Annotated in this window: 20 protein-coding genes; 13 read left to right on the forward strand and 7 right to left on the reverse strand. The window is 39.5% G+C overall.

From position 1 onward, the window contains the following. The first annotated feature begins 44 nt into the window (after window positions 1-44). The 3 genes from AC2IP4_RS20175 (at window position 45) to bamJ (ending at window position 2,190) form a co-directional block, all read left to right on the forward strand. Complete coding sequence (locus tag AC2IP4_RS20175; protein ID WP_375320490.1) at window positions 45-938, forward strand: peptidoglycan binding protein CsiV; 894 nt, start codon at window positions 45-47, stop codon at window positions 936-938. A 118-nt stretch (window positions 939-1,056) separates the two neighbouring features. Next, window positions 1,057-1,680, forward strand: coding sequence for a thiol:disulfide interchange protein DsbA/DsbL (locus AC2IP4_RS20180; protein WP_375320489.1), 624 nt, complete (start codon window positions 1,057-1,059; stop codon window positions 1,678-1,680). 36 nt (window positions 1,681-1,716) lie between these two features. Next, on the forward strand, window positions 1,717-2,190 hold the full coding sequence (gene bamJ / locus AC2IP4_RS20185; protein WP_375320488.1) for a BamJ family beta-barrel-assembly machinery protein: 474 nt from the start codon (window positions 1,717-1,719) through the stop codon (window positions 2,188-2,190). 90 nt (window positions 2,191-2,280) lie between these two features. Here bamJ and AC2IP4_RS20190 read toward each other — a convergent pair whose 3' ends face one another. After that, entirely contained in the window at window positions 2,281-2,886 is a 606-nt protein-coding gene (locus AC2IP4_RS20190; protein WP_375320487.1) for a class I SAM-dependent methyltransferase, read from the reverse strand. A gap of 217 nt (window positions 2,887-3,103) precedes the next feature. Between AC2IP4_RS20190 and hutC the strand changes: the two genes are divergently transcribed. From hutC to AC2IP4_RS20230, 8 genes are all read left to right on the forward strand, one after another. Then, complete coding sequence (gene hutC, locus AC2IP4_RS20195; protein ID WP_375320486.1) at window positions 3,104-3,808, forward strand: histidine utilization transcriptional repressor HutC; 705 nt, start codon at window positions 3,104-3,106, stop codon at window positions 3,806-3,808. A 283-nt stretch (window positions 3,809-4,091) separates the two neighbouring features. Further along, window positions 4,092-5,318, forward strand: a complete 1,227-nt coding sequence (gene hutI / locus AC2IP4_RS20200) for an imidazolonepropionase (RefSeq protein WP_375320485.1) — start codon at window positions 4,092-4,094, stop codon at window positions 5,316-5,318. After that, the gene (hutG, locus tag AC2IP4_RS20205; protein WP_375320484.1) at window positions 5,308-6,339 is read left to right on the forward strand and encodes a formimidoylglutamase; all 1,032 of its coding nucleotides are present in this window, start codon (window positions 5,308-5,310) and stop codon (window positions 6,337-6,339) included. Before hutI ends, hutG begins: the two co-directional genes overlap by 11 nt. 42 nt (window positions 6,340-6,381) lie before the next feature. Continuing rightward, window positions 6,382-8,070: a urocanate hydratase gene (gene hutU, locus AC2IP4_RS20210; RefSeq protein WP_375320483.1), complete on the forward strand. Its 1,689-nt coding sequence runs from the start codon at window positions 6,382-6,384 to the stop codon at window positions 8,068-8,070. Between the two features lie 109 nt (window positions 8,071-8,179). Beyond that, window positions 8,180-9,712 (forward strand): histidine ammonia-lyase, encoded by a 1,533-nt coding sequence (gene hutH / locus AC2IP4_RS20215; protein ID WP_375320482.1) that lies wholly within the window; start codon window positions 8,180-8,182, stop codon window positions 9,710-9,712. Between the two features lie 173 nt (window positions 9,713-9,885). After that, complete coding sequence (locus AC2IP4_RS20220) at window positions 9,886-11,202, forward strand: MATE family efflux transporter (protein ID WP_486310947.1); 1,317 nt, start codon at window positions 9,886-9,888, stop codon at window positions 11,200-11,202. A gap of 9 nt (window positions 11,203-11,211) precedes the next feature. After that, a complete protein-coding gene (locus tag AC2IP4_RS20225) occupies window positions 11,212-11,457 on the forward strand; it encodes a DUF2164 domain-containing protein (RefSeq protein WP_486310948.1) in 246 nt (81 codons plus the stop codon). 165 nt (window positions 11,458-11,622) lie between these two features. Beyond that, window positions 11,623-13,251 carry a methyl-accepting chemotaxis protein gene (locus AC2IP4_RS20230; RefSeq protein ID WP_486310949.1) on the forward strand — a complete coding sequence of 543 codons (1,629 nt, stop codon included), beginning with the start codon at window positions 11,623-11,625 and terminating at the stop codon, window positions 13,249-13,251. A 77-nt stretch (window positions 13,252-13,328) separates the two neighbouring features. Here AC2IP4_RS20230 and copI read toward each other — a convergent pair whose 3' ends face one another. The 5 genes from copI to AC2IP4_RS20255 all read right to left on the reverse strand — a co-directional run bounded on the left by copI (window position 13,329) and on the right by AC2IP4_RS20255 (window position 20,443). After that, the gene (gene copI, locus AC2IP4_RS20235) at window positions 13,329-13,880 is read right to left on the reverse strand and encodes a copper-resistant cuproprotein CopI (protein ID WP_486310950.1); all 552 of its coding nucleotides are present in this window, start codon (window positions 13,878-13,880) and stop codon (window positions 13,329-13,331) included. A gap of 102 nt (window positions 13,881-13,982) precedes the next feature. After that, window positions 13,983-17,108 (reverse strand): efflux RND transporter permease subunit, encoded by a 3,126-nt coding sequence (locus tag AC2IP4_RS20240; protein ID WP_486310951.1) that lies wholly within the window; start codon window positions 17,106-17,108, stop codon window positions 13,983-13,985. Next, window positions 17,105-18,574, reverse strand: a complete 1,470-nt coding sequence (locus tag AC2IP4_RS20245; protein ID WP_375320476.1) for an efflux RND transporter periplasmic adaptor subunit — start codon at window positions 18,572-18,574, stop codon at window positions 17,105-17,107. The genes AC2IP4_RS20240 and AC2IP4_RS20245 overlap by 4 nt, the downstream gene beginning before the upstream one ends. Window positions 18,575-18,584: 10 nt before the next feature. Further along, the gene (locus tag AC2IP4_RS20250; protein ID WP_375320475.1) at window positions 18,585-19,919 is read right to left on the reverse strand and encodes a TolC family protein; all 1,335 of its coding nucleotides are present in this window, start codon (window positions 19,917-19,919) and stop codon (window positions 18,585-18,587) included. Window positions 19,920-20,026: 107 nt separating this feature from the next. Then, complete coding sequence (locus AC2IP4_RS20255; RefSeq protein ID WP_375320474.1) at window positions 20,027-20,443, reverse strand: hypothetical protein; 417 nt, start codon at window positions 20,441-20,443, stop codon at window positions 20,027-20,029. A 191-nt stretch (window positions 20,444-20,634) separates the two neighbouring features. Between AC2IP4_RS20255 and AC2IP4_RS20260 the strand changes: the two genes are divergently transcribed. Beyond that, window positions 20,635-21,660, forward strand: coding sequence for an acyltransferase (locus AC2IP4_RS20260; protein WP_486307561.1), 1,026 nt, complete (start codon window positions 20,635-20,637; stop codon window positions 21,658-21,660). 65 nt (window positions 21,661-21,725) lie between these two features. Here the strand turns inward: AC2IP4_RS20260 and AC2IP4_RS20265 are convergent, their stop codons facing one another. Next, window positions 21,726-22,571 carry an alpha/beta fold hydrolase gene (locus AC2IP4_RS20265; protein WP_375320472.1) on the reverse strand — a complete coding sequence of 282 codons (846 nt, stop codon included), beginning with the start codon at window positions 22,569-22,571 and terminating at the stop codon, window positions 21,726-21,728. A gap of 211 nt (window positions 22,572-22,782) precedes the next feature. Between AC2IP4_RS20265 and AC2IP4_RS20270 the strand changes: the two genes are divergently transcribed. Then, the gene (locus AC2IP4_RS20270; protein WP_375320471.1) at window positions 22,783-23,967 is read left to right on the forward strand and encodes an NnrS family protein; all 1,185 of its coding nucleotides are present in this window, start codon (window positions 22,783-22,785) and stop codon (window positions 23,965-23,967) included. Window positions 23,968-24,077 lie beyond the last annotated feature (110 nt).

Consider the following 24,077-nt stretch of genomic DNA (forward strand, 5'->3'; position numbering starts at 1 on the left):
ATGGATAGCCGAGACTTTATGAGAAGCATTTTACCGGAGTTTGAATGAAAAAATTTATATACGCGTTGATTTTACTAGCAAGTTGGCCTTCATTTGCTCGTCAATTTGACATTGAAGTCATCATCTTTAAGCGCAATGTTGAGCCATCCTCTTTCCAAGAATCATGGCCTGATATTCTTGCCCCTATTAACTTAGAGCGTGCTTTCTCATACCGCGATAAAAAAATGATGAGCAGTAATGGTGCATCACTGCTTCCTTCTGGTTACTACAAACTAAATGAAGCTTATACTAAACTGCAAAATCATGCTGGATTTAAACCGTTAGTACATGTCGCTTGGCGCCAAGGTGATTCAGGCTCATCTCGTTCTCCTATCTTCCACATCCAAGCTGGACAAGATTTATCTGACCGCTTTGTTGCTGATGGTCGAACTATTGAAGATGCAAACGCTGATTTATCACTGGTTCCTTTAGACGCACCAAAACCTGCGCTTATTGAAGGCTCAGAAACTCTTGAGGAAGATACAGCAGCAACAACACCATCTTCTGGCCCTCTTCTTGAGTTAGATGGAACAATGCAGGTTTACGTTCAACATTACCTATACGTAAATACGATTTTAGACCTTAAAGTTCCTGGTCAACACGAATTTATCGTCAGCACACCAAAAGAAGAAAAAGACGTTATTACAGAAACAACCTCTACTTATTCTGACGAAGTAACAACCACGGAAACCGCAGAATTATCTACTGAAGCGACAGCAATTGAAGATCCAAATGCGGATATTCAGTTAGGTCACCTAGAAGACGTAACGCCTGAAACTGAAGTAAAAGAGTTCTTAAAATCTTACCGCATGGAAGAAAAGCGTAAAATGCGCAGTGGTGAAACTCATTACATTGATCACCCATTAATGGGAATGATCATCCAGGTACGTAAAGTATAATAATATAAATTCTTTACACAATTTTACTAAAATAGGACGACATTTGTTGTCCTATTTCATTTCTACTTTCTGAAAATCATGCTATTTTCATTCATAATCATAATCAATGGAAATTTACATGAAATCAATTATCAAACCATTATTGCTCATCCTTTCTTCTTCCCTTTTTCTAACAGCGTGTGGTGATACTAATGAACCAAAAGAAGGCGTTCAGTATGAAGTGCTTTCTACCACCTTACCAACTGACTCTATTGCACCAGTAACCGAAGTTTTTGCCCTATCTTGTGGCCATTGCCGTAACATGGAAAACTTCTTACCTGTGATTAGCCAAGAAGCTGGTACAGATATAGACAAAATGCACATCACTTTTAACCAATCAGCACATGTTGCTGCTATGTTCTACTATGCTGCAGAAATGCAAGTAGAAGGCACACCCGATCACGCATTTATGGAAGACTTATTTTCAGCAACTCAAATGGGTGAAGGGACAACTCTAACCCAGCAACAAGAAGCATATTCTAAAGCATTCACTTCTCGTGGCCTTACAAGTCCTTACGAGTTTAATGAAGAGCAACGTGATATTTTGATCAAAAAAGTAGATACCGCAAAAATGCTTTCTGAACAATCAGGTATCAGCTCTGTTCCTACTTTTGTGGTTAACGGTAAATACAACGTATTAATTGGTGGTCATGACGATCCTAAGAAAATCGCAGAAACTATCCGTTACCTATTAGAAAAATAATTAACTCGAATAAGTATCTTAATATAAGGAAGTATCGTGTCTAAAATCATCATCACAATTGCAGTTATCATTATTGGTTATATGCTTTTTCAACACTTTGTAAATAACCCAAAAGCAGCAAAAGAGAACATTGAAATTGGGAACGCATTTTTAGCTGAAAATGCAACAAAAGAAGGCGTTCAAACAACGGCATCTGGTCTTCAATATCTTGTACTTCAAGAAGGTACAGGTATTGAACACCCGACATCAAAGAGCAAAGTGAAAGTTCATTACCATGGTACGACTATCAATGGCGACGTATTTGACAGCTCAGTTGAACGTGGTGAACCAATTGAATTTGGTTTAGGTCAAGTAATCAAAGGTTGGACAGAAGGTGTTCAATTGATGGTTGTTGGTCAAAAGATGCGTTTCTTTATTCCGAGTAATTTGGCTTACGGCAATCGTGCTGCGGGTTCTATTCAACCTGGTTCAGTACTGATTTTTGACGTTGAGTTATTAGACTTTAAATAATCAATACAAAAGAAAAAAAACTTATTACATTCTATAATGGCTAATCTTTTGATTAGCCATTTTTGTCTCTAAACATTAATGAAGCTAGCTTTACTTACGCATGACTATCGTAAAATCTTCATTAGTATAACCAGTAATTAATTCACTATTTGGGCATAGACTTAAACAATAATTAAGTACCAGCTCTGGATTATGTGCCTCCAACAAACTTGAAGATTCAAAATGATCACTATTCAATAAGTTAAAAATGACTGCCTCTTCTGCCTTCTCATACATAATTCTAATTACTTTTGCATGATACGTTTTATTTCTTGCTCGATAATTAAGCGAACCACTCGCCACCACGATATCAACAATTGGTAATGTGGTTGATGAAAAATCCCCTTTAATAAACTCACAATTGATTTGCTGCTTAAAATTGGCTTTTGCTTGCCTAATAAAACTACTTTGTTGATCTACCCCAATATAAGATTTCACACAGCAGCTCATATCAAGAAAGGTTTTAAAATCCCCATAGCCACAGCCCAAATCTAGTACGCGTTTATTATCAAAATTTAATGTGTTAACCATGGTTTTAAAACGTAAAAACTGAGATTCAGTTGAACTCCAACCTAAGCTTCTCGCATGGTCACCTGAAAACTGCTTCTGTCTTTCATCATGAAAAAGACGAATACTTAACCTATCTAATAAATGCATTACATTAAACTCTCTACCTTAACGTTCAGGAGTCTACTACGGCACATTAAATTTTCACAATATAACATCTAAAAAATAGCCCTAGCCAAATAAGAGACGGTTCTTATTGCTCCGTCCTTTTTATTATTTCGTATAGAGAACATTTCTAACATAATGAACTTGCAACTCTGTTTAAAAATTGCTTTATTTGTATAGTCAATTTAATAAGTAGACTATTATGACTCAATCGCCACGCTACCAACAAATAAAGCAATACTTAAATGAAAAGATTCAAACCCGAGCTTGGCCTGTTGGTTTTAAGATCCCAACCGAAGTTGCATTGGCGAATGAATTTTCGGTTAGCCGAATGACTGCCAATAAAGCAATTAAAGAATTAGTTTCTGAGGGATTATTAAAACGAACACCACGGCTTGGAACATTTGTTTGCCACAAAAAAGCTGAATCTCCACTAATGGAAATTAGAAATATTGCTGAAGAAGTCCGTCAACGTGGTCATTATTACAGTTGTAAAGTCATAAAAATAGAAACCATGTTAGCGCGTAATGATATTGCTCTCCATATCGGGGTTCGTAATGATACCAATATTTATTTTACCCAAATAGTTCATTATGAAAATGATATTCCTATCCAAGTTGAAGAACGCTGGGTTAATCCAATTTTTGCACCTAGCTATATAGAGCAAGACTTTACGAAGCAAACACCTAACGAATACCTTGTACAAGCCTGTCCTCTTAGTGATATAGAGCACACGGTTGAAGCCATTATCCCACCATTTCATATTACCCAGCTCCTAGAGATGAATAACAATACACCTTGCTTATTACTCAATCGCAGAACGTGGAGTAAAGACAACCTTATAAGCATTGCGCTGTTATATCATCCAGGAGAAAGATATAAACTCACCTCTCGTACCAAGGTGTAATTCTAGTATTCCCTACAAGCAGACCCTCTATGCCTAGGCGTTCAGCTATAGGCATGTTGAATAATAATGGAACCGATAATCTCATCACCTATTCGCTAATTACCTCTTAATTTCATTTTTCTAATTATTTATCATCCTCTCAATTCTTAGTATTTAGTGGTTATAAATTGCTCTTATGATCACAATTCCATTACATCCTATCTTGTCTTTCTTTTCAAAACCGACTATTAATTTGTATATACATATTAAGCTTTAATTATATTGGTCATCATAGGAAGTGTATATGGACAGACTATTTACCAACCTCAATCTCGTCACAATGCAATCACCTCTTTCTAATCCTAGTGATGGTTACCAAGTGATAAAGAATGCAATGATTGGAGTTACGAATGGAGTAATTGAGTACGTCGGTCCTGCTTGTTCTGAAATATTTCACGGTCACCCAGACATCGTTGATTGCGGGCATGCCTTAGTCACTCCAGGATTGATTGATTGCCATACACATCTTGTTTTTGCTGGTAATCGAGCTAATGAATTTGAATTACGCTTACAAGGTATCCCATATGAAGAAATAGCAAAACAAGGTGGAGGGATTTTATCAACAGTACACGCAACTCGCGAAGCCACCGAAGATGAACTTTACCATTTAGCAGTTCAGCGTCTAGAAGGGTCGAAACGTGACGGTGTAACTACTATTGAGATTAAATCAGGTTATGGATTAACGCTTGATGATGAAATAAAAATACTTAGAGTAGCCAAACGTATTGCTGAACTTCCAGATATAAAAGTCTCTGCCACATTGCTTGCAGCTCACGCCCTTCCTCCTGAATACAAAAATAACCCTGATGATTACATTACGCTAATTTGTAACTCCATTATTCCGACAGTAGCAAAGGAAAAATTAGCGGATCATGTTGATGTATTTTGTGAGGGCATTGGGTTTTCAACTACGCAATGCAAGCGTGTATTCAATGCTGCATTAGAGCACGGTCTAAAAATCAAAGGCCATACTGAGCAGTTATCGAATCTTGGCGGTAGTGCATTAGTCGCTTCAATGGGCGCCTCTTCGGTTGATCATATTGAATATCTTGATGAAGGTGGAGTCAAAGTATTAGCACAGAATAATACCGTAGCAACTCTTTTACCTGGCGCCTTTTATTTCTTGCGAGAAACCAAACTCCCACCAATTGAATTACTGCGTAAACATCAAGTTCCCATGGCCATTGCCACTGATTTCAACCCCGGTACATCACCTATAGCTTCGCTTCGTACCATGATGAATATGGCTTGCACTTTATTTAAATTAACACCTGAAGAATCCTTACGGGGCGTAACTTGCAATGCAGCTCAAGCACTTGGATTGCAAGACTCACGCGGAACGATTGAAGTGGGCATGGATGCTGATTTCGCATTATGGCAACTCGATTCTCCTGCAGAACTGTCATATCGCTTAGGCGTACCCGACCTTCTCGCTCGTGTCGTTGATGGAGTCCTTTTTCATGAAAACTAAGCCAATGATTGATATGTCGGTATGGCAAGGCAGAGTTGATCCTGAAGATGGTGAACTCGGTTTACGTTGGCATCAAAAAATTACAGCAGCAACGAGTTCAAGCACAGATGGGATCATGTTGCTTGGTTTTGCTTGTGATGAAGGGGTTTATCGCAATAAAGGGCGTATTGGTGCTTATTCTGCTCCACAAATCATTCGACGCGCCTTAACCAATTTAGCTTGGCATCATAATAAAGCCATTTTTGATGGGGGTGATATCTGCTGTGATGATGCAGAACTTGAAATAGCACAACATCAACTTGGTGATAGTGTTGAACATGCCCTTTCTAACCATAACCAAGTGATTGTTTTTGGTGGCGGTCATGAAGTTGCATGGGGTTCTTTTCAAGGCATTGCGCGTCATTTAAAAAATATTACTGAATTAAAGCAACAAAAAACGCCACCACGCATTGGAATTATTAACTTTGATGCGCACTTTGATCTACGAAATCCACCACAAAAAGAACACTTATCTGAAGGGTCATCAGAACAGCAGCTTGGCACCTCAGGCACTCCTTTTCATCAAATCGCTCAATATTGTAAAACGAATGGGTGGCCATTTAATTACGCCTGCTTAGGATTAAACCGAGGCAGTAATACTCAAGCCCTTTACCAAAAAGCGGATGATCTGGGTGTACTCTATTTTGATGATACCGAAATGACACACGCTAACTTCTCATTAATTCAACAAGGCTTATCTCGCTTTATTGACCAAAATGACTACCTTTATCTCACGATAGATATCGATATTTTTCCTGCATCAACGGCTCCCGGAGTGAGCGCACCTGCTGTTCGTGGGGTTTCGCTTGAGATCATTGAGCCTCTAATCTGCCATATTTTGAAGGCTAAAAATCATCACGGTAAGCCTAAATTACTATTAGCGGATATGGCTGAGTTTAACCCTAATTTTGATATTGATAATCAAACAGCACGCTTAGCAGCAAGACTCGCTTGGACCATTACTCATGGAATGAAAGCGTAATGCTTTTATTTTTAGATCTATTAACTCGCAAGGAGAGCAACAATGACACATGCATCGCCATCTAACCCTAGATTGGATGAGACTCGTACTATTATTGCCCCAACAGGTACAACACTCACCGCTAAATCTTGGCTAACCGAAGCCCCACTTCGTATGTTAATGAATAACTTACATCCTGATGTAGCAGAGCACCCTCATGCTCTGGTTGTGTATGGTGGTATTGGTCGTGCTGCGCGAAATTGGCAATGCTACGACAAAATTGTAGAAGTGCTGACTCGCCTTGAAGACGATGAAACCTTGATGGTGCAATCAGGAAAGCCTGTTGGTGTGTTTAAAACTCACACTAATGCCCCACGCGTGTTAATTGCCAATTCCAACTTGGTTCCTCATTGGGCCAATTGGGAACACTTTAACGAACTCGATAAACAAGGCTTGATGATGTACGGTCAAATGACGGCTGGCAGTTGGATCTACATTGGCTCTCAAGGCATCGTTCAAGGGACTTATGAAACCTTTGTTGCAATGGCAAAGCAACATTTTGATGGCAAGGCTCAAGGGCGTTGGGTTCTTACTGGTGGACTTGGAGGTATGGGTGGCGCACAACCGCTTGCGGCAACCATGGCTGGCTTTTCAATGCTTGCGGTAGAGTGTGATGAGTCGCGTATCGATTATCGTCTCCGTACTGGGTATGTTGATCGTAAAGCCACCACATTAGATGAAGCCCTTGCCATTATTGAAGACGCAAAACAGACAGCAACACCGATCTCAGTAGGTTTACTGGGAAATGCCGCTGATGTTTATGCAGAAATTGTTCAACGCGGCATTGTGCCTGATGTAACAACCGATCAAACCTCTGCACACGATCCTCTCAATGGTTATCTTCCTCAGGGTTGGTCAATGGAACATGCTGCTGAAATGCGTTTAAAAGATGAATCAGTTGTTGTATCAGCGGCTAAAAAATCAATGGCAATTCAAGTTCAAGCCATGCTGGATTTACAAAAATCAGGCTCTGCAACTGTCGATTACGGTAATAATATTCGTCAAATGGCCTTAGAAAAAGGTATCGCTAATGCCTTTGATTTTCCGGGTTTTGTACCTGCTTATATTCGTCCGCTATTCTGTGAAGGGGTTGGGCCTTTCCGTTGGGCTGCCCTTTCTGGCGATCCAGAAGACATCTATAAGACCGATCAAAAAGTAAAAGAACTCATTCCAGATAATCCACATCTGCACAACTGGCTTGATATGGCGCGAGAGCGTATTCAATTCCAAGGATTACCTGCACGTATTTGTTGGGTTGGTTTAAAAGATCGTGCACGTCTCGGTAAAGCCTTTAATGAAATGGTAAAAAATGGAGAGCTAAAAGCACCGATTGTCATTGGTCGAGATCATCTTGATTCAGGCTCGGTTGCCAGTCCAAACCGTGAAACCGAAGGCATGATGGATGGCTCTGACGCAGTATCTGATTGGCCACTATTAAATGCCCTATTAAATACGGCTTCGGGCGCTACTTGGGTATCTCTGCATCACGGCGGTGGTGTGGGTATGGGGTTCTCTCAACATTCAGGCATGGTGATTGTGTGTGATGGCAGTGATGATGCGGCAGAGCGTGTTGGTCGAGTACTTCATAATGACCCTGCCACCGGCGTCATGCGTCATGCGGATGCGGGTTATGACATCGCGATTAATTGCGCCAAAGAACAAGGCTTAGATTTACCAATGTTATCTGAATAAAACCAACAGACATAAACTCTACATTTCAATTTTAAAAATAATTATAAAGAATACCAACCTAGAGACACGAGTTGGTATCACAACCATAACGAGAAACGAGAAACGAACTATGTATTCATTAGAAATTATTCCAGGCAAGTTATCTCTAAAACAATTACGTGAAGTGAGCCGCCAGCCTACTCAGCTATCATTAAGTCCAGATGCATTGCCCGATATGCTGACCAGTGCCGAAGTGGTTGCTCAAGTGATCCGTGAAGATAAAACCGTCTATGGCATTAACACTGGTTTTGGCCTGTTGGCAAACACTCGAATTGCTGAAGAAGATTTAGAAACTCTACAGCGTAGTATTGTTCTCTCCCATGCTGCTGGCATCGGTGAGTTCATGAATGATGCCACCGTACGCTTAATGATTGTACTCAAAATAAACAGTCTTTCACGTGGTTATTCTGGTATCCGCCCATCCGTCGTTAATGCATTAATACAATTGGTCAATTCAGAGGTTTATCCGTGCATTCCTAAAAAAGGATCTGTGGGTGCTTCTGGTGATCTTGCTCCTTTAGCGCACATGAGTACCGTTTTACTAGGCGAAGGGGAAGCTCGTTATAAAGGCGAAGTGATTTCAGGACTAAAAGCCTTAGAAATAGCAGGATTAGAGCCAATAACACTCGCACCAAAAGAAGGATTAGCACTTCTCAACGGAACTCAGGCCTCTACTGCCTTTGCTTTAGAAGGCTTATTTGCGGCTGAAGATCTTTATGCTGCAGCCACCGTATGTGGTGCCATGTCTGTAGAAGCCGCACTTGGCAGCCGTAAGCCGTTTGATCCACGAATTCACCGTGTGCGTGGCCATCGTAGTCAAATGGATGCCGCTTTAGGTTATCGTCATTTATTAGGTCAAAATAGTGAGATTGGTCTTTCTCATCAATGCTGTGAACGAGTACAAGACCCCTATTCATTACGCTGCCAACCCCAAGTGATGGGGGCTTGTTTACAGCAGATAAGAAATTCGGCAGACACTCTAGAAGTAGAAGCCAACTCAGTGTCAGATAATCCATTAGTCTTTGCTGATGATGGTGACATTATCTCTGGTGGTAATTTCCATGCTGAACCTGTTGCTATGGCAGCAGATAACCTTGCTCTCGCCATTGCTGAAATAGGCAGTTTATCAGAGCGTCGAATGGCGCTTCTTATCGACAATGGTTTAAGTAAACTCCCTCCATTCTTAGTTGATAATGGCGGCGTAAACTCAGGTTTTATGATTGCTCAGGTTACCGCGGCTGCACTAGCTAGTGAAAACAAAACATTAGCTCACCCTGCTTCTATCGACAGTTTACCAACCTCAGCCAACCAAGAAGATCACGTATCAATGGCAACTTTTGCTGGCCGTCGCCTAGGGGATATGTCTGAGAATACGCGTGGAATATTAGCCGTAGAGCTATTGGCATCTGCACAAGGTCTAGACTTTAGATCACCAAATAAGAGTTCAGAACGTATAGAAGAAGCAAAGGCAATGCTACGTGAGCGTGTTGATTTCTATGATAAAGACCGTTATTTTGCGCCAGATATAGCCAAAGCTAATACCTTACTGCTTGAAGCAAAGTACAACACCTTAATGCCTGGCTCTTTGCTGCCGAGCATTTAATAGATTTTTTAATTAAATATAAGGTTCCTATTCTCCGCCTCTATGAATAATTACAAGCATTTATTTTCATAGAGGCTTTTTATCATAAAATTAAAAGTAATCAGACTCCTGTTTGTGTCTTACTCTATAATCAGTACAATGGCCGACCAATACTTTTAGAGCACCCTTTAATCATGCCAAGTCCTTCTCTCTCAAAACAGCTTTTTCAAATGACATGGCCAATGATGTTTGGTGTTCTTTCTCTAATGAGCTTTCAATTAGTTGATAGTGCCTTTATCGGCCAACTAGGAATACTTCCTCTTGCTGCTCAAGGGTTTACCATGCCATTACAGATGGTCATTATTGGTTTGCAAGTTGGATTAGGCATTGCGACAACCGCTGTAATCGCACGAGTATTAGGCGCTCAACAAATAAAAAAAGCCAAGCAGCTTGCCGGATTAGTTCTCTCGCTGGGTGCCGCAATGGTATTTATCATGTGTCTGCTCATTTGGTTCTCTCGAGGTTTATTGCTTGGCCTACTAGGCGCAGAAGCCAATGTATTTCCCATAATCGATAGTTATTGGCCAGTATGGTTAGCAAGTTGCTGGGCAGGGGCTATGATCTATTTTGCTTATAGTGTGTGTCGTGCCAACGGTGATACTAAACTACCGGGCTTAATGATGATGGCGACCAGTATCCTAAATATGATCCTTGACCCTATTTTCATTTTTCAATTTAACTTAGGCTTAAACGGTGCAGCTTGGGCGACGATAGTCTCTTTCACTATTGGTTTTTGTATCATTCTTCCCCCTATTTTCAAACGTCACTGGATCTCTTTTTCATGGCACGATCTCAATATCCTGCAATCCATTAAAGAGCTAAACGCAGTAATGGCCCCAGCAATGATGAGCCAACTTCTGCCACCCCTCTCTTCTATGATGGCAACGAAAATTATCGCTGGTTTTGGAGCAGCTGCCGTTGCGGGTTGGGCGATGGCCTCTCGTATCGAATTTTTTACTATTGTCGTCGTACTTGCACTTACCATGTCGATTCCGCCAATGGTTGGAAGAATGTTAGGCGCGAAGCAGTTCGACGAGATTCAAAAGCTAATCAAAATCGCGGCTAAATTTGTTCTCTGTTGGCAGATTGGTCTTGCGATCCTTCTGTTTATTATTGCCAAACCACTCGCAAGCCTGCTAAGTACCGATAGCAATGTCATTGATGTTATTTACCATTATTTATTATGGGTTCCTATCAGCCTTGGCTCTTTAGGTATTTGCATGTTAATGGTGTCAACCTGCAACGCTCTTGGTGTGTCTATGCGCGCATTAGTGATTTCAATTCTTCGTCTATTTATCTGTTTCTTACCCATGATATGGATAGGTTCAAATTTATTTGGCTTGTATGGCATCTTTATGGGAGCACTTGTGGGTAATAGTTTCGCAGGGTTCATGGCATGGGTTATGTATAATCAAGCCATTAGTAAGATCCAAACAGATAATCAACATTAAGGGAATACAATGAGCACAATTACTATACCTAAAAACAAACGTGACGAGCTTGTGCAAAAGTTCCAAGACTATTTTGAACAAGAATTAGACACAGAACTTGGTCAATTTGATGGTGAATTCTTATTGGATTTTATAATTAAGCAAGCGGGTCCGGTTTTTTATAATCAAGGATTGGCTGATGCTCAAACGATTATTGAGCGAAAAACACAAGATATTGCCGATGAAATCTATGAAATTGAAATGATTGAAAATTAGTATCATTAGAACAAATACTTAACTGATACATCAATAATTAAAGGCAAAAAAAATCATAACTTGTTACAATTACTATCGACAAAACCGTGACAAAAGTCTAAAATTTTCGAAAACATGACGTAAATATTACACAATTTACTTTTCTCTCAAAAATAAGAGGCTTAAATGCAATTTTCTTTAAAAAATACGTCGATACGTATTCAAATATTATTACCCGTCATCCTTACTGCTCTAGCCTTATTTATTTCTCTAGGTTTTACTGCTTCTACCTTGGAAGAAGAACAAAATATCATTGCAAGCAACACTAATTCTTTTGTCTTTTACAAAGATCAACTTGCTAAAGTCGATGATATCGTTTATCCGTTACGTATAGGTGCTGTTTATGCTATTTATGATACAAGTCGTCGTGACAACTTTACAAACGAGCTAAAAAGTAAAGTAAGTAGCATTAATGCTTTGCTTGATGAAATGGAAGAAAGAAAAACATTCGCTCGTGACGTAAAACAAGTCCGCTCTAATATTAATGATTACGTTCAGTTTTCACATAAAGTTGTTAATTACTTAAACAAAAAAGAAAGTGGCGCTACCGTTAATGAAAATTATAGCAATTTAATCTCTCAGTATCGTGATATCGGAAATCTCATGATTGAGTCTATCAACAGCCTTTCTCAACAAGTAAATAAACTTTCTGATATTGCTATGCTAGAAAGTTATAAAAAAAACACACAAGTTAAGTTTAATGCTAGTTTAAGCATTTTAGCAGTGTTTATCCTTTCAATGATCAGTGCCTGGTGGTTATCCGGCCTTATCGTTACACCTATCAAAAAAATCCAAGTTATCATTCGTCGCTTAGCAGAAGGTGATTTAACCGTTCGCGCTGACGCTAATGGTGATAATGAAATTTCTGAATTAAGCAAAGACATAAATACAACCGCAACTCAACTACAAACGACTGTTGAAGCACTATCTCGTATCAGTGAAGATGTTGCAGCAGCATCAACTGAATTGGCAGCTGTAATGACAGAATCAGAAGTAAATTCACAAAAAGAACTCAGTGAAATTGAACAAGTTGCCTCTGCTGTTAACGAATTATCTAGCACTGCTGATAATGTAAGTGATAACGCCTTGTCAGCAGATAGAACAGCTCGTGATACAAACGAACTTGCTCGCTCTGGTTTAGATATCTTTACTCAAAGTAATCAAGCAAGCGAAGACATGGCAAACGCTCTAACTGATGCCGCTGTTGTTGTTAATCGCTTAAAAGAGCAATCAGAGCAGATCAATAACGTGGTTGAAGTGATCCGTGGTGTTTCAGAGCAAACTAACCTACTTGCACTAAATGCTGCAATTGAAGCGGCTCGTGCGGGTGAATCTGGTCGTGGATTTGCGGTGGTTGCGGATGAAGTTCGTCTACTCGCTGCTCGTACTCAAGAGTCAACCAAAGAAATTCAAACCATTATTGAATCACTGCAAGAACAGTCAGGTTTAGCTAATGACAGTATGCAAACGAGTCTTGATAAACTTGAATTAAATAAAGAGTTAACCGCAAAAGCGGGAGATGCGTTGGTCAGCATCACTGAATCAATTACTGCAATTAATGACATGAACACTCAAGTTGCTACCGCAGCAGAAGAGCAGTCTCAAGTAACTCAAGATATTAATCGTAACGTGGTAAACATGTCTGAGCTTGTAAATCAAAACGTAACTGGTATTAGCCAAAGTGCGAGTGCAAGTAATGAATTATCTCGATTAGCTGAACAACAAAAAGAGCAACTGGCGTTCTTTAAGTTGTAATTTCTAGATAAAGTGTTGATATAAAAAAAGCGGTAAGGCCACCCACCTTACCGCTTTTTCGTATCATCTAATTAGCATTATAACGTTACTTTTTTTACCATCCCTGCTTCTGCATGTCCTGGGATATTACAAGCAAACTCTACGTTATTATCACCATGGAAATGCCATGTGATTTGCTTTGCCTTACCTGGTTGAACGGTTACTGTACTACCACTATCATGTGCGTGACCTGATGTCATTTTCTTCATCATTTCACGATGTTCTAATTGCTCTGTTTCATTGCCAATTGAGAACTCATGATCAATTTTACCTGTATTCATAATCACAAATTGCACAATGTCATTTGGTTCAATATTCACTTCTTTTTTAAATGTGATTTTCATATCATCAGATAGAATAACGTGTACAACTTTGTTTGGTTTCATACCTGTTGCTGGCATACCTACCGCATTCATATCGTCCATAGACATACCTTCCATCTTGCTCATATCCATGTCTTTCATATTCATTTTTGAATGGTCCATTTCTTTCATATCCATTGAACCGTGATCCATTTTGCTGTGGTCCATCTCTGCCATTGCCGAACTTACTACTAATGATAGTGCGATTGCTAATACTGTCTTTTTCATTTTAATCACCTTTTATCTAATTATTTATTACGTGACTTATTCCCACCACGAGTACAAGTCACTCATGTTTTTATTTCAAATAGTTATATTTATGCTTTATTTTTAAAAGCCTTGGCACTGACGCTGTTTCCATAATTTGAATACCGCAGGAATAACCACTAGGGTCAATAACAATGCTGACGCCATTCCACCAATCATTGGGGCGGCAATCCGCTGCATAACTTCAGACCCTGTTCCTGAGCCATACATGATTGGAATTAAACCAATAATCACTGTTAATACCGTCATCATTACAGGACGAACACGTAATCCAGCGCCCTCTTCAATCGCTTGAGTTAGCTCTTGTTGAGTTGGTTCATTATTATGTTCTTGTGCATTAATTTGTTTTTCATTCCATGCTTGGTTTAAATACACCAACATGATCACACCTATCTCAACCGCAACACCAGACAAAGCAATAAACCCTACACCAACAGCTATCGAGAAATTAAAGTTTAATATATGCATTAGCCACAGACCGCCAACCATAGCTAACGGTAATGTTCCCATGATAATTAACACCTCAGCCATTCGTTTAAAGCTTAAATACAAAAGCAGCATAATAATCGCGATAGTTACTGGAATAACCGTCGTTAATTTCTCTTTTGCTCGTTCCATGTATTCGTATTGACCAGACCAACCAAGAGAATAGCCAGCAGGTAAATCCAATTGCTCATGTACTGCTTGTTGAGCTTCGTGAACATAAGAGCCCAAATCTCGACCATCAATATCAACAAACACCCAACCATTAGGTCGTGCATTTTCTGTTTTGATCATTGGAGGACCATCTTCATAACGAATATCAGCCACATCAGCTAACGCAATTCGAGCGCCATTAGCGGTAATGAGCGGTAAGTTTTGTAATTTAACGACAGAATCTCGATACGACTGTGGATAACGAACATTGATCGGATAACGCTCTAACCCTTCAATGGTTTCACCTACATTCATGCCACCAACAGCGGTTGAAATAACTTGTTGTATATCTTTAATATTCAATCCATATCGAGCTGCTTGGCGACGTTTTATATCTATGGTTACATAACGGCCACCAGCTACACGTTCTGCATAAACAGAGGTTGTACCTTGAATGTCGTTTAAAATAGGTTCTAATTCTGCGCCGATCTTCTCTATGACTTTTAGATCTGGTCCCGCTATCTTTATTCCTATTGGGGTTTTAATCCCTGTCGCCAACATATCGATACGCGTTTTGATTGGCATTACCCATGCGTTCGTAATTCCGGGAAATTGAATCAATTGGTCTAGCTCGTTCTTGATCGATTCCGTTGTGACACCGTCACGCCATTCATCTTTTGGTTTGAATTGAATAACCGTCTCTATCATGGTCAATGGTGCCGGATCAGTCGCGGTTTCCGCTCGACCAATTTTTCCCCACACGGTATCAACTTCAGGAACGGTTTTAATCAGTTTATTGGTTTGTTGTAGTAACTCTCTCGCCTTACCAATTGAGATCCCTGGATAGGTTGTTGGCATGTACATTAAATCGCCCTCATCCAATGGCGGAATAAACTCACTGCCCATTTTAGAGATCGGATAATACGCAGAGCCCATAAGTACGATAGCAACAAGTAAAACCGTTTTAGGAAAACGCAAACTCACATTAAGTAGCGGGCGATACAATGCAACTAATGTTTTATTAATTGGATTCTTATTCTCAGGTAGAATCTTTCCTCGAACAAAATAGCCCATTAATACTGGAACTAAGGTAATAGCCAAACCTGCTGATGCTGCCATGGCAAAAGTTTTTGTAAAGGCTAATGGAGAGAACATCTTTCCTTCTTGGCCTTCTAACGCAAAGACAGGAACAAAACTTAACGTAATGATAAGTAATGAGAAAAATAATGGCGTTCCCACCTCTTCCGCAGCTTTACCGATAACTTGCCAACGGTTTTCATCTGTTAATGGGGTTTTCTCTATGTGCTTATGTACGTTTTCTATCATTACAATTGCACCATCAACCATGGCACCAATGGCAATCGCAATACCACCTAACGACATAATATTGGCATTAATACCTTGCCAATGCATCACGATGAATGCGGCTAAAATTCCAACCGGTAAACTTAATGCAATAACTAGTGATGAGCGAATATGGAATAAAAACAGAGCGCAAACAATCGCAACAACAATAAATTCTTCTGCCAATTTTTCCCATAGATTAGTTACAGCATGGTCTATTAAGGTTGATCTATCATAAGTCGCTTTTATTTCAACGCCTTCTGGTAATCCCTTCTGAAGTTGAGCAAGCTTTTCTTTCACGTTAGCAATAACTTCACTGGCATTCTCACCAAATCGCATCACGATCACACCACCAACCGCTTCACCCTCACCGTTAAATTCGGAGATCCCACGGCGCATTTGTGGTCCAAGGTTAATGTCTGCAATATCGCCAAGCAGCAATGGCGTTCCTTTATCTGTTACTTTTAATGGCAGTGACTGAATATCTTCAATACTGCTTAAATAACCTGAAGTGCGAACCATATGCTCAGCTTCTGCTACTTCAATAACGGAGGCGCCTGCTTCTTGATTTCCGTCTTTAATCGCTTTATTAATTTGCTGTAGTGTTAGGTTATAAGCTCGTAATTTATCAGGATCAATTTCAACCTGATATTGCTTGACCATTCCGCCAACGGTCGCGACTTCCGATACGCCATCAACGGTTTGTAATTCATACTTTAAGAACCAATCCTGCAAACTACGTAATTCAGCGAGATCATGTTTTCCTGTTTTATCTTGTAAAACATAACTGTAAACCCAACCCACACCTGTCGCATCTGGACCTAATGTCGGTTTTGCTTCTGCTGGTAACTTAGGTGCGACTTGACTTAAGTACTCTAAAACACGCGAACGTGCCCAGTACATATCGGTATCATCATTAAAAATAATATAAACATACGAGTCACCAAAGAAGGAATAGCCGCGAACGGTTTCAGCTCCCGGAACCGCAAGCATGGCTGTCGTTAACGGATAGGTAACCTGATCTTCCACCACTTGTGGTGCTTGTCCTGGGTAACTTGTTTTGATGATCACCTGTACATCAGAAAGATCAGGCAGAGCATCTACTGGCGTATTCTTTACACTGTAAATCCCTGCTACGACTAAGGCGAACGTTGCAACTAACACTAAAAATCGATTTTTTATCGACCAACGAATAATGGCAGGGATCATAATAATTCCCCTTCTTTCTCTATCTCAAGCAGTTGATATTCATCATTTATCTTTTGAACTAGAAACTGAACCGCTTCACCTTCACGAAAAGAAACTAAATCAATCTCTTTATCGACCGAAAAATTCATTTCACCCGCTTTCCAATCCCATTGTGATACGGGTTTATGAGCAAAGGTGACCATACCAAAATCAGCCATAAGCATGGTGATATTTCCAGAGATCCAAACACTGTTTTCTGGTCCATTAATTCGACTTAGTTCTGCCGTTTTACTTGATTCAGAATCTAATAAGAATTGAGCTGATGTAACTACTTTATCGCTTTCTTTCAATCCCTTAACGATTTCAACTTTATTCGCAGCTTCACGGCCTGCAATGATGCGAACTGAACGATATTTACCTTCTCCTTCATCTAATACAACACGTTCCATACCATTTGAACGTATTACCGCTTGGCGAGGAATCGTCAATACTTCCTCTTTTGTTTTAGGATGAATTGTAATGTTTGCGAACATGTTGGGCTTTAATGCACCATCTTGGTTATCAAATTTTAAGCGCATACGCATGGTTCGTGTTTTTGGGTCTAAAATCGGATAAACGTAATCAACTTCGCCTTCCCATTTTTTTCCAGGGACAGCATCGAGTGTCATTACCGCTTTATTGCCTGACGATAACCAATGTGCCTGACGCTCAAAAACTTCTGCATCTACCCAAACTTCTTCCAAAGGCCCCGCGCTTATCACAACCTGAGAAGGCGATAAATACCCTCCTTCACGAATATTCAGACTTGCAATAACACCACTAGATGTTGCTTTTATCTCTATGTTTTTATTTGCTTTACCTTGTCTAACAATAGAATTAATCTGTTTAATATCAACGCCAAAAGAATGTAATCGATCTCTTGCGCCTTTAACTAATCCTTTGCGGCCAGTGCGATACGCGTTTAATAATTCTTCTTGTGCTTTTACAAGCTCTGGAGAGTAAAGCGTAAATAATACATCGCCTTTATTTACTTTTTCACCAATCGCGTTGATATTCAGTTTCTCAACCCAACCCGCAGCCCGCACGTTGACTTGCCATAATTGACTTTCATCAAATGCGATGTAACCGACGGTATCTATATTTGGTGACAAGATCGTTTTCTCGACAAACGCACTTTTTACGCCAAGGTTATTAACCACGCTTGGATCAATTGTTACCGTTCCTGCTAGTGCTTTCTCTCCTTGTCCTTCATCGGCATAAACAGGCACTAAATCCATTCCCATTGGGGATTTACCTGGCTGATCTCGACGATAATTTGCATCCATAGGAGCAACCCAATATAAAGGCTCACTTTTCTCAGCACCGACTTCTGAACTGTTATTCATCGTCATAGCCGCCATATCATGCCCTGAGTACAAGCTCATACCCGAAGCGCCAATAACGCCACCAATCACGATTGAAAGTAATGCTATTTTAACTGGTTTCATTTTCTCTTCCTTACTGCTCTGATGGCGAAAGTTGTGGCGCAGAAACGTGATAATCAAAGCCATTTAGATAAAAAGCTAAGTTACTGTATGTTTTATCTAAATCACTGAATAAACGTTGTTTTTCTAGTTCAATACTCAACTCATCACTGGCTGCTGAAATCACATCATTAAATTGTGCGGTATTATTTTCATAACCACGCTCAACGGCTCGAGTTCTGTCTTTTGCTTGGGGCAGTAAAGTATGGTTATAACGAGAAAGACGCTGCTCAAGATTGTTTTTATCAACCAATAGCGAATTAACTTTTGCGTTCATTTGACGAAGTAATACGTCACGTTGTGATTTTGCAGCACCCACTTGATATTGCGCAGCTGCATAGTTTTGGTCTTGACGTTTGTCTGTAAATAGCGGGATATCCATGGTCACATAAGCACTCACTAAATCCGATGCAGGTTGACCTCCCATGCCATTCGCTTGACGATAGGCATACATTACTTCTACACCAAATTGAGGTGAATAAGATTCATCGGCAATATCCACTTTGGTTTTGGTTGCGGTTATCGCTAATTCACTCATTTTTATTGTTGGATTCGACTTCAATAAATCATAAAATTCAGTATCTTGACTTGCCTTTGAATTTAATAATTTATTCAATGTCGACCACTCTAGTGCTTTTATACCTTGCGATTTTTGCTCGGCTAAATTAGGCAACCATTCTGTGAGTTGTGCATAGATACGGCCTTGCAACTGACGATTCGTTTGCAACTTTTCATCCAATCGACTCAATTGAAGCTGAGCTTGTAGCAAGTCCTGACTTTCACTTTTACCAATCGAATAGTTGGTCTTAATGTAGGTTTCCATCTCTGACAGTAGTTGACGATTCTCATGTAAAATAGCTTCTGCTTTTTGTAAAAATCCCAACTCAATCCAAAGTTGAGTAATGGCATTTGCCACTTCTAACTCACGAACTTGAACCTGCATTGCTAATACATCGGCTTGTTGTCCAGTTTGCTTTTGTTGTAAGTCTAAACTTGAGCCTCGACCAAACTTTTGCATTAATCCGACCGATATATTGGTCATAGGGTCTTCATCAAATTTAAAACTGTCCACCGGTAAACCACCAAAACCGACTTTTAGCGTAGGATCGGCAAGCGTTGCACTCGCAATACCGGTAGATCGAAGTACTTGAGATTGTGCGTATATTTGCTCTCTACTGGCATCAGAAGAGAGTGCTTGTTCGATAAGCTGTGTTAGCTGACTTTCTGCCATCACTTGATTTGAAATCATTAACGAGATCGCAGAGGCTAACCACACTTTAGTAAAGTGTTTACGTGCTGTATTTTTCATGGAAACCTTCCAATAACGACATGATCGTAAAGACAGATCAGTGCCATGATTAAACCGGAAAATAAGAAAGCTTATTTAGCGTATTGATTTAATAGATATAATTGGAATTAAACTATTGGAGGTCGATATAAGGAAGAAGATGAAAATGAACGAGGCTGTTCATTGTACAAACCATATTTGATAGCAAAAGCTAATGAGTTAATTTGAGTATTCAAGCCGATAGGTAAAGCATAAACCGATACTGTACATACTGTTTTACAACAGTTATCACCTTTATCAGAACAATGGTCATTATTATTCATCGACATAGATGACATATCACATTCCAAGTCACTACTTTGAGACTCTTTTGGTGAATGGCAATCAGGCATGCTATAACTCATAGGCGACATTTGACTTTGAGGCATTGCCATGTTCATGGTCATTCCTTCCATTTTCACTGGATAGCTGTAAGCAACACTAGATAGCACTAATGCCATCAGCGTAACGCTTACCACTAACCACTTAGAAAAAGAAGAAAACACTATAAATGATCCATATATTCAGAATTAGCCAGATACTAAGGCTTCCACTAGGGGTAAGGTCAATAGTTTTATGTGAAAACCCTCTCATTTATGAAAACATCCAATGCAAAAATCTCAACGAATTAATCTAACTCATATATTTTGTTAAAAGTCCTTGATAGATTACGCAAAAAATTAAGGATGTTATTTTAATGGAAAACTCTCAAAAAATCGCAAGCTTAGAGCTCGGAAGGCTTATTGCTATGTTTGCGATTATTGCTTTGCACTCACAAGTATTTATGACGTATCTCCTGATGGAGGATATTCCTGTTTTTGGCTATGCTTTTAATCAATTCACTCGTTTTGCCGTTCCTTTCTTTTTCATTTTATCCGGTTATTTTATTCAACCTAAATTAACTGCGGCTCCTTTAAAAACAGTACAGTCTTACTCTGCTCCGTTACTTAAAATTTGGTTAGTATGGAGTTTTTTATGCCTAGTAATGCCTTTTAACTGGAAAAAGGTTGCTGAAAGCGGTTATCTAGCGGAGCGTACAGGATATTGGAGCTGGCTAACTCAGAACCCTCTTAATGCAATTATGGAAGGTGGTATGGTGCACTTATGGTTTATTCCAGCTCTTATTATCGCCGTTGCTATTATTGGTTTATTAGTTCATTTTAACAAAACAAGATGGCTTATTCCTGTTGCTGTTATCTTGTATGTATATGGCCTTGCTGGTGGCAGCTACCAAACATTAACTGAAGTTTGGACTCCATTCTTTACTAGGAATGGCCCTTTCTTTAGTACCTTAATGCTTGTCATTGGCTTTGAATTAAGAAGAAGATCAATCACACTATCATCAACAAAAGCGATTATCTTATTAGTCTTAGGCTTTGTTATTCATCTTAGTGAGGCTTATTGGCTAACAAGTTTTGACGTTCCTTTTAACCTGCATGATTTCTTAATCGGTACCCCATTAATTGGCATCGGCATGTTTTTTCTATTGTTATCAAAGCCGAGCTTCGGTCATCACCCTATCACTTTCACATTAAGCAAGCATGTTCTTGGTATTTATGTATGCCACCTACTCTTTGTGGTTGTGTTCTTAAATATTACCGGAATGATGGGACTGACTTTAGCACTAAGAGATTTTGTGATTGTATTTGGAACGGCTGGGGCATCTACTTTGTTTGTTTTAACGATGAACAGAACGTCGTTACGTCGGTTGTTATTTAGATAAATAAAAAACAGATGCATTCAGCTCCTGCGATGCATCTGCTTTATCTCACAGCTTATTGATTTAAGTTAACTTAATACATCAAATGCTTTCTTCGCCTCATCACTCGCCATTACTCGTCCATGACCCAAACCTGTTGTTGGGTATAGTGTGACATGCTTAATATGCTCAGACGCTGATTTTGAAAGATCAAAACTGGTAAAGCGATCCTCTTTATCATGCACAATGATGGTTAGCGCTTCTCTTTGCGTTAATCGTTGATACGGGTTAAAACTATCAATAGAACGCTGGTATTGATCTTCTATATCACCAACAATCGCTTTAAATAATTTAATTGAGTACCCAGAGCGCTCAATGCTACGGAATAAATTTTCGGTATAGTTAAGTACTGGTGCAATTAAAAGCAACGGAACCCATTCCAATTTCACATGATGACATTCCAGTACCGCAGCCGTTCCCATACTATGTGCGACGACACCCACCACATCATCACAAGAATCCAATATCGCATTTAACCCTTCAATAAACGCAGGTAAATGAGCATGTTTTCCCTCACTCTCACCATGAGCTGGGTGATCAAAAGCAACGGCGGTAAACCCCTTCGATGCGATGTATTCCATTAATGGATAGAATTGACTCGAATTCCCCGACCAGCCATGAGCCAATACCCAAGTAGGACCAGAGCCAAGTTGATAAAGACTAAGTTCACCTTCAGATGAGTTCAACTTACTCTTTATTAACCCTTCTGGTTCAGAGTTTTTTGGTTTAGTTCTTACAGGAGTTAATAGTAATTTACGCCCCATCTTCTTCGCGTGACTTGGAATTAATAAGTGATGCAAACGCGTTACTGCATTTAAAGTACTGCGTTTAAAGCTAAACTTGTTCTCTGTACCAAAGTAAATTTCCTGACTCATGAGTACGTCCATTTATATTTATATTTTTATCTGTTCATCTTAACTAAAGTACTCTCTTTGTCGATAAAGGACTTTAAAATTTAACAATTAGATCACAATCTCTATTGTGTAATCTAAAAATACACCCGAAATATAACATGCATAAAAAATACATGTTATTGAGTTTTATTTCAGTTATACTTATTTTGTCCTTACGAATTGAGAAAATCTTATGATGAATATTACAGATAAAGCTGTCGAAGAAAGAATTCCACCTATACTGCGTTTAGGGTTTCGACCGTTTTTTTTATTAGGTAGTATCTATGCCATTATTGCTGTCACTGTATGGGTATGGGCATTTCAAACAGGCCAACCAACCTACCTAAACGTGCCTGCGCTTTGGTGGCACGTACATGAAATGCTTTTTGGTTTTTCGATGGCGATTGTTGCTGGTTTTGTGTTAAGTGCCGTTCAGAATTGGACTGGTGTTAAAGGAACTTCAGATAAACGTCTCGGGTTCATTGTCTTATTATGGCTGTTACCAAGAGTGTTATTCTGGACTTCAGCACCACTTTGGTTAATTTCAAGTATTGAAGCGTTATTCATGCTCGCTATTGCCTATGAAGTTGGATTTCGTGTAATCAAAACCAAAGGCGTTCGTAACTTTTTCTTTATTCCGTTATTTTTAGTCGCAATTGCCGCGAACTTCGCTAGTTACGCAACAATTAAAGGCATGCCGCCATTTACTTCTGCTGCGGTTTGGGAATCCATGCTTTGGTGGTTTACGCTACTACTTTCTGTGATGGGCGCACGCGTTATTCCTTTCTTTACTGCACGTCGCTTTCAGTTTGAAAAAGCTCAACCAATACTTTGGTTAGATGCGTTATGTAATATCCCATTAGCTATGCTGTTTATTTTGAGCTTTTTCCCTTTAACATCAGAGCAAGTAAGTCCATATTTAATGGTCATTGCAGGTATTGCTCAATTGATCCGAATGATCCGTTGGAAAGGATATAAAACACTGAGTGAACCGCTGGTTTGGTCTCTTCATGCTGGTTATCTTTGTATCCCATTAAGTTTACTGTTACGTGGTTTAAGCACCGATTACTTTATCTCTCATACAGGAATTCATTTATTTGCAATTGGTGCATTAGGCGGCGTTATTTTAGCTATGATAGCTCGCGTGACTATGGGACATACTGGCCGCAAAATCTACAAAGGTCCCTCTATGGGACTGGCTTATAGTGCAATCATCTTAGCGGCGTTTATCCGTTCATTTGGGGTTATTTTGTTTCCTCAATATATGATGGAGTTAATCAACATCACTGCTGCTCTTTGGGCTATCGCATTTGGCTTATTTGTTTGGTATTTTGCTCCTATGTTATGGTCAAAACGCGTAGATGGGCACCCGGGTTAATTTACTTCTCGAATTAATTAGATCTCACTCACAATTTGATTCTTAAAGTGCCAACATTAACTATAGTTAATGTTGGCACAATCTTTTGTTAACCCACTCTTTTGTACTCT

Source organism: Aliivibrio thorii (assembly GCF_057368585.1).

Coding starts and splice junctions, on each gene's coding strand:
- hutC (WP_375320486.1), top strand. CDS start 3,104: ATGACTCAATCGCCACGCTACCAACAAATAAAGCAATACTTAAATGAA.
- copI (WP_486310950.1), bottom strand. CDS start 13,880: ATGAAAAAGACAGTATTAGCAATCGCACTATCATTAGTAGTAAGTTCG.
- hutI (WP_375320485.1), top strand. CDS start 4,092: ATGGACAGACTATTTACCAACCTCAATCTCGTCACAATGCAATCACCT.
- AC2IP4_RS20260 (WP_486307561.1), top strand. CDS start 20,635: ATGGAAAACTCTCAAAAAATCGCAAGCTTAGAGCTCGGAAGGCTTATT.
- AC2IP4_RS20270 (WP_375320471.1), top strand. CDS start 22,783: ATGATGAATATTACAGATAAAGCTGTCGAAGAAAGAATTCCACCTATA.
- AC2IP4_RS20245 (WP_375320476.1), bottom strand. CDS start 18,574: ATGAAACCAGTTAAAATAGCATTACTTTCAATCGTGATTGGTGGCGTT.
- AC2IP4_RS20250 (WP_375320475.1), bottom strand. CDS start 19,919: ATGAAAAATACAGCACGTAAACACTTTACTAAAGTGTGGTTAGCCTCT.
- AC2IP4_RS20180 (WP_375320489.1), top strand. CDS start 1,057: ATGAAATCAATTATCAAACCATTATTGCTCATCCTTTCTTCTTCCCTT.
- hutG (WP_375320484.1), top strand. CDS start 5,308: ATGAAAACTAAGCCAATGATTGATATGTCGGTATGGCAAGGCAGAGTT.
- AC2IP4_RS20220 (WP_486310947.1), top strand. CDS start 9,886: ATGCCAAGTCCTTCTCTCTCAAAACAGCTTTTTCAAATGACATGGCCA.
- AC2IP4_RS20240 (WP_486310951.1), bottom strand. CDS start 17,108: ATGATCCCTGCCATTATTCGTTGGTCGATAAAAAATCGATTTTTAGTG.
- AC2IP4_RS20225 (WP_486310948.1), top strand. CDS start 11,212: ATGAGCACAATTACTATACCTAAAAACAAACGTGACGAGCTTGTGCAA.
- hutH (WP_375320482.1), top strand. CDS start 8,180: ATGTATTCATTAGAAATTATTCCAGGCAAGTTATCTCTAAAACAATTA.
- hutU (WP_375320483.1), top strand. CDS start 6,382: ATGACACATGCATCGCCATCTAACCCTAGATTGGATGAGACTCGTACT.
- AC2IP4_RS20265 (WP_375320472.1), bottom strand. CDS start 22,571: ATGAGTCAGGAAATTTACTTTGGTACAGAGAACAAGTTTAGCTTTAAA.
- AC2IP4_RS20175 (WP_375320490.1), top strand. CDS start 45: ATGAAAAAATTTATATACGCGTTGATTTTACTAGCAAGTTGGCCTTCA.
- AC2IP4_RS20230 (WP_486310949.1), top strand. CDS start 11,623: ATGCAATTTTCTTTAAAAAATACGTCGATACGTATTCAAATATTATTA.
- AC2IP4_RS20190 (WP_375320487.1), bottom strand. CDS start 2,886: ATGCATTTATTAGATAGGTTAAGTATTCGTCTTTTTCATGATGAAAGA.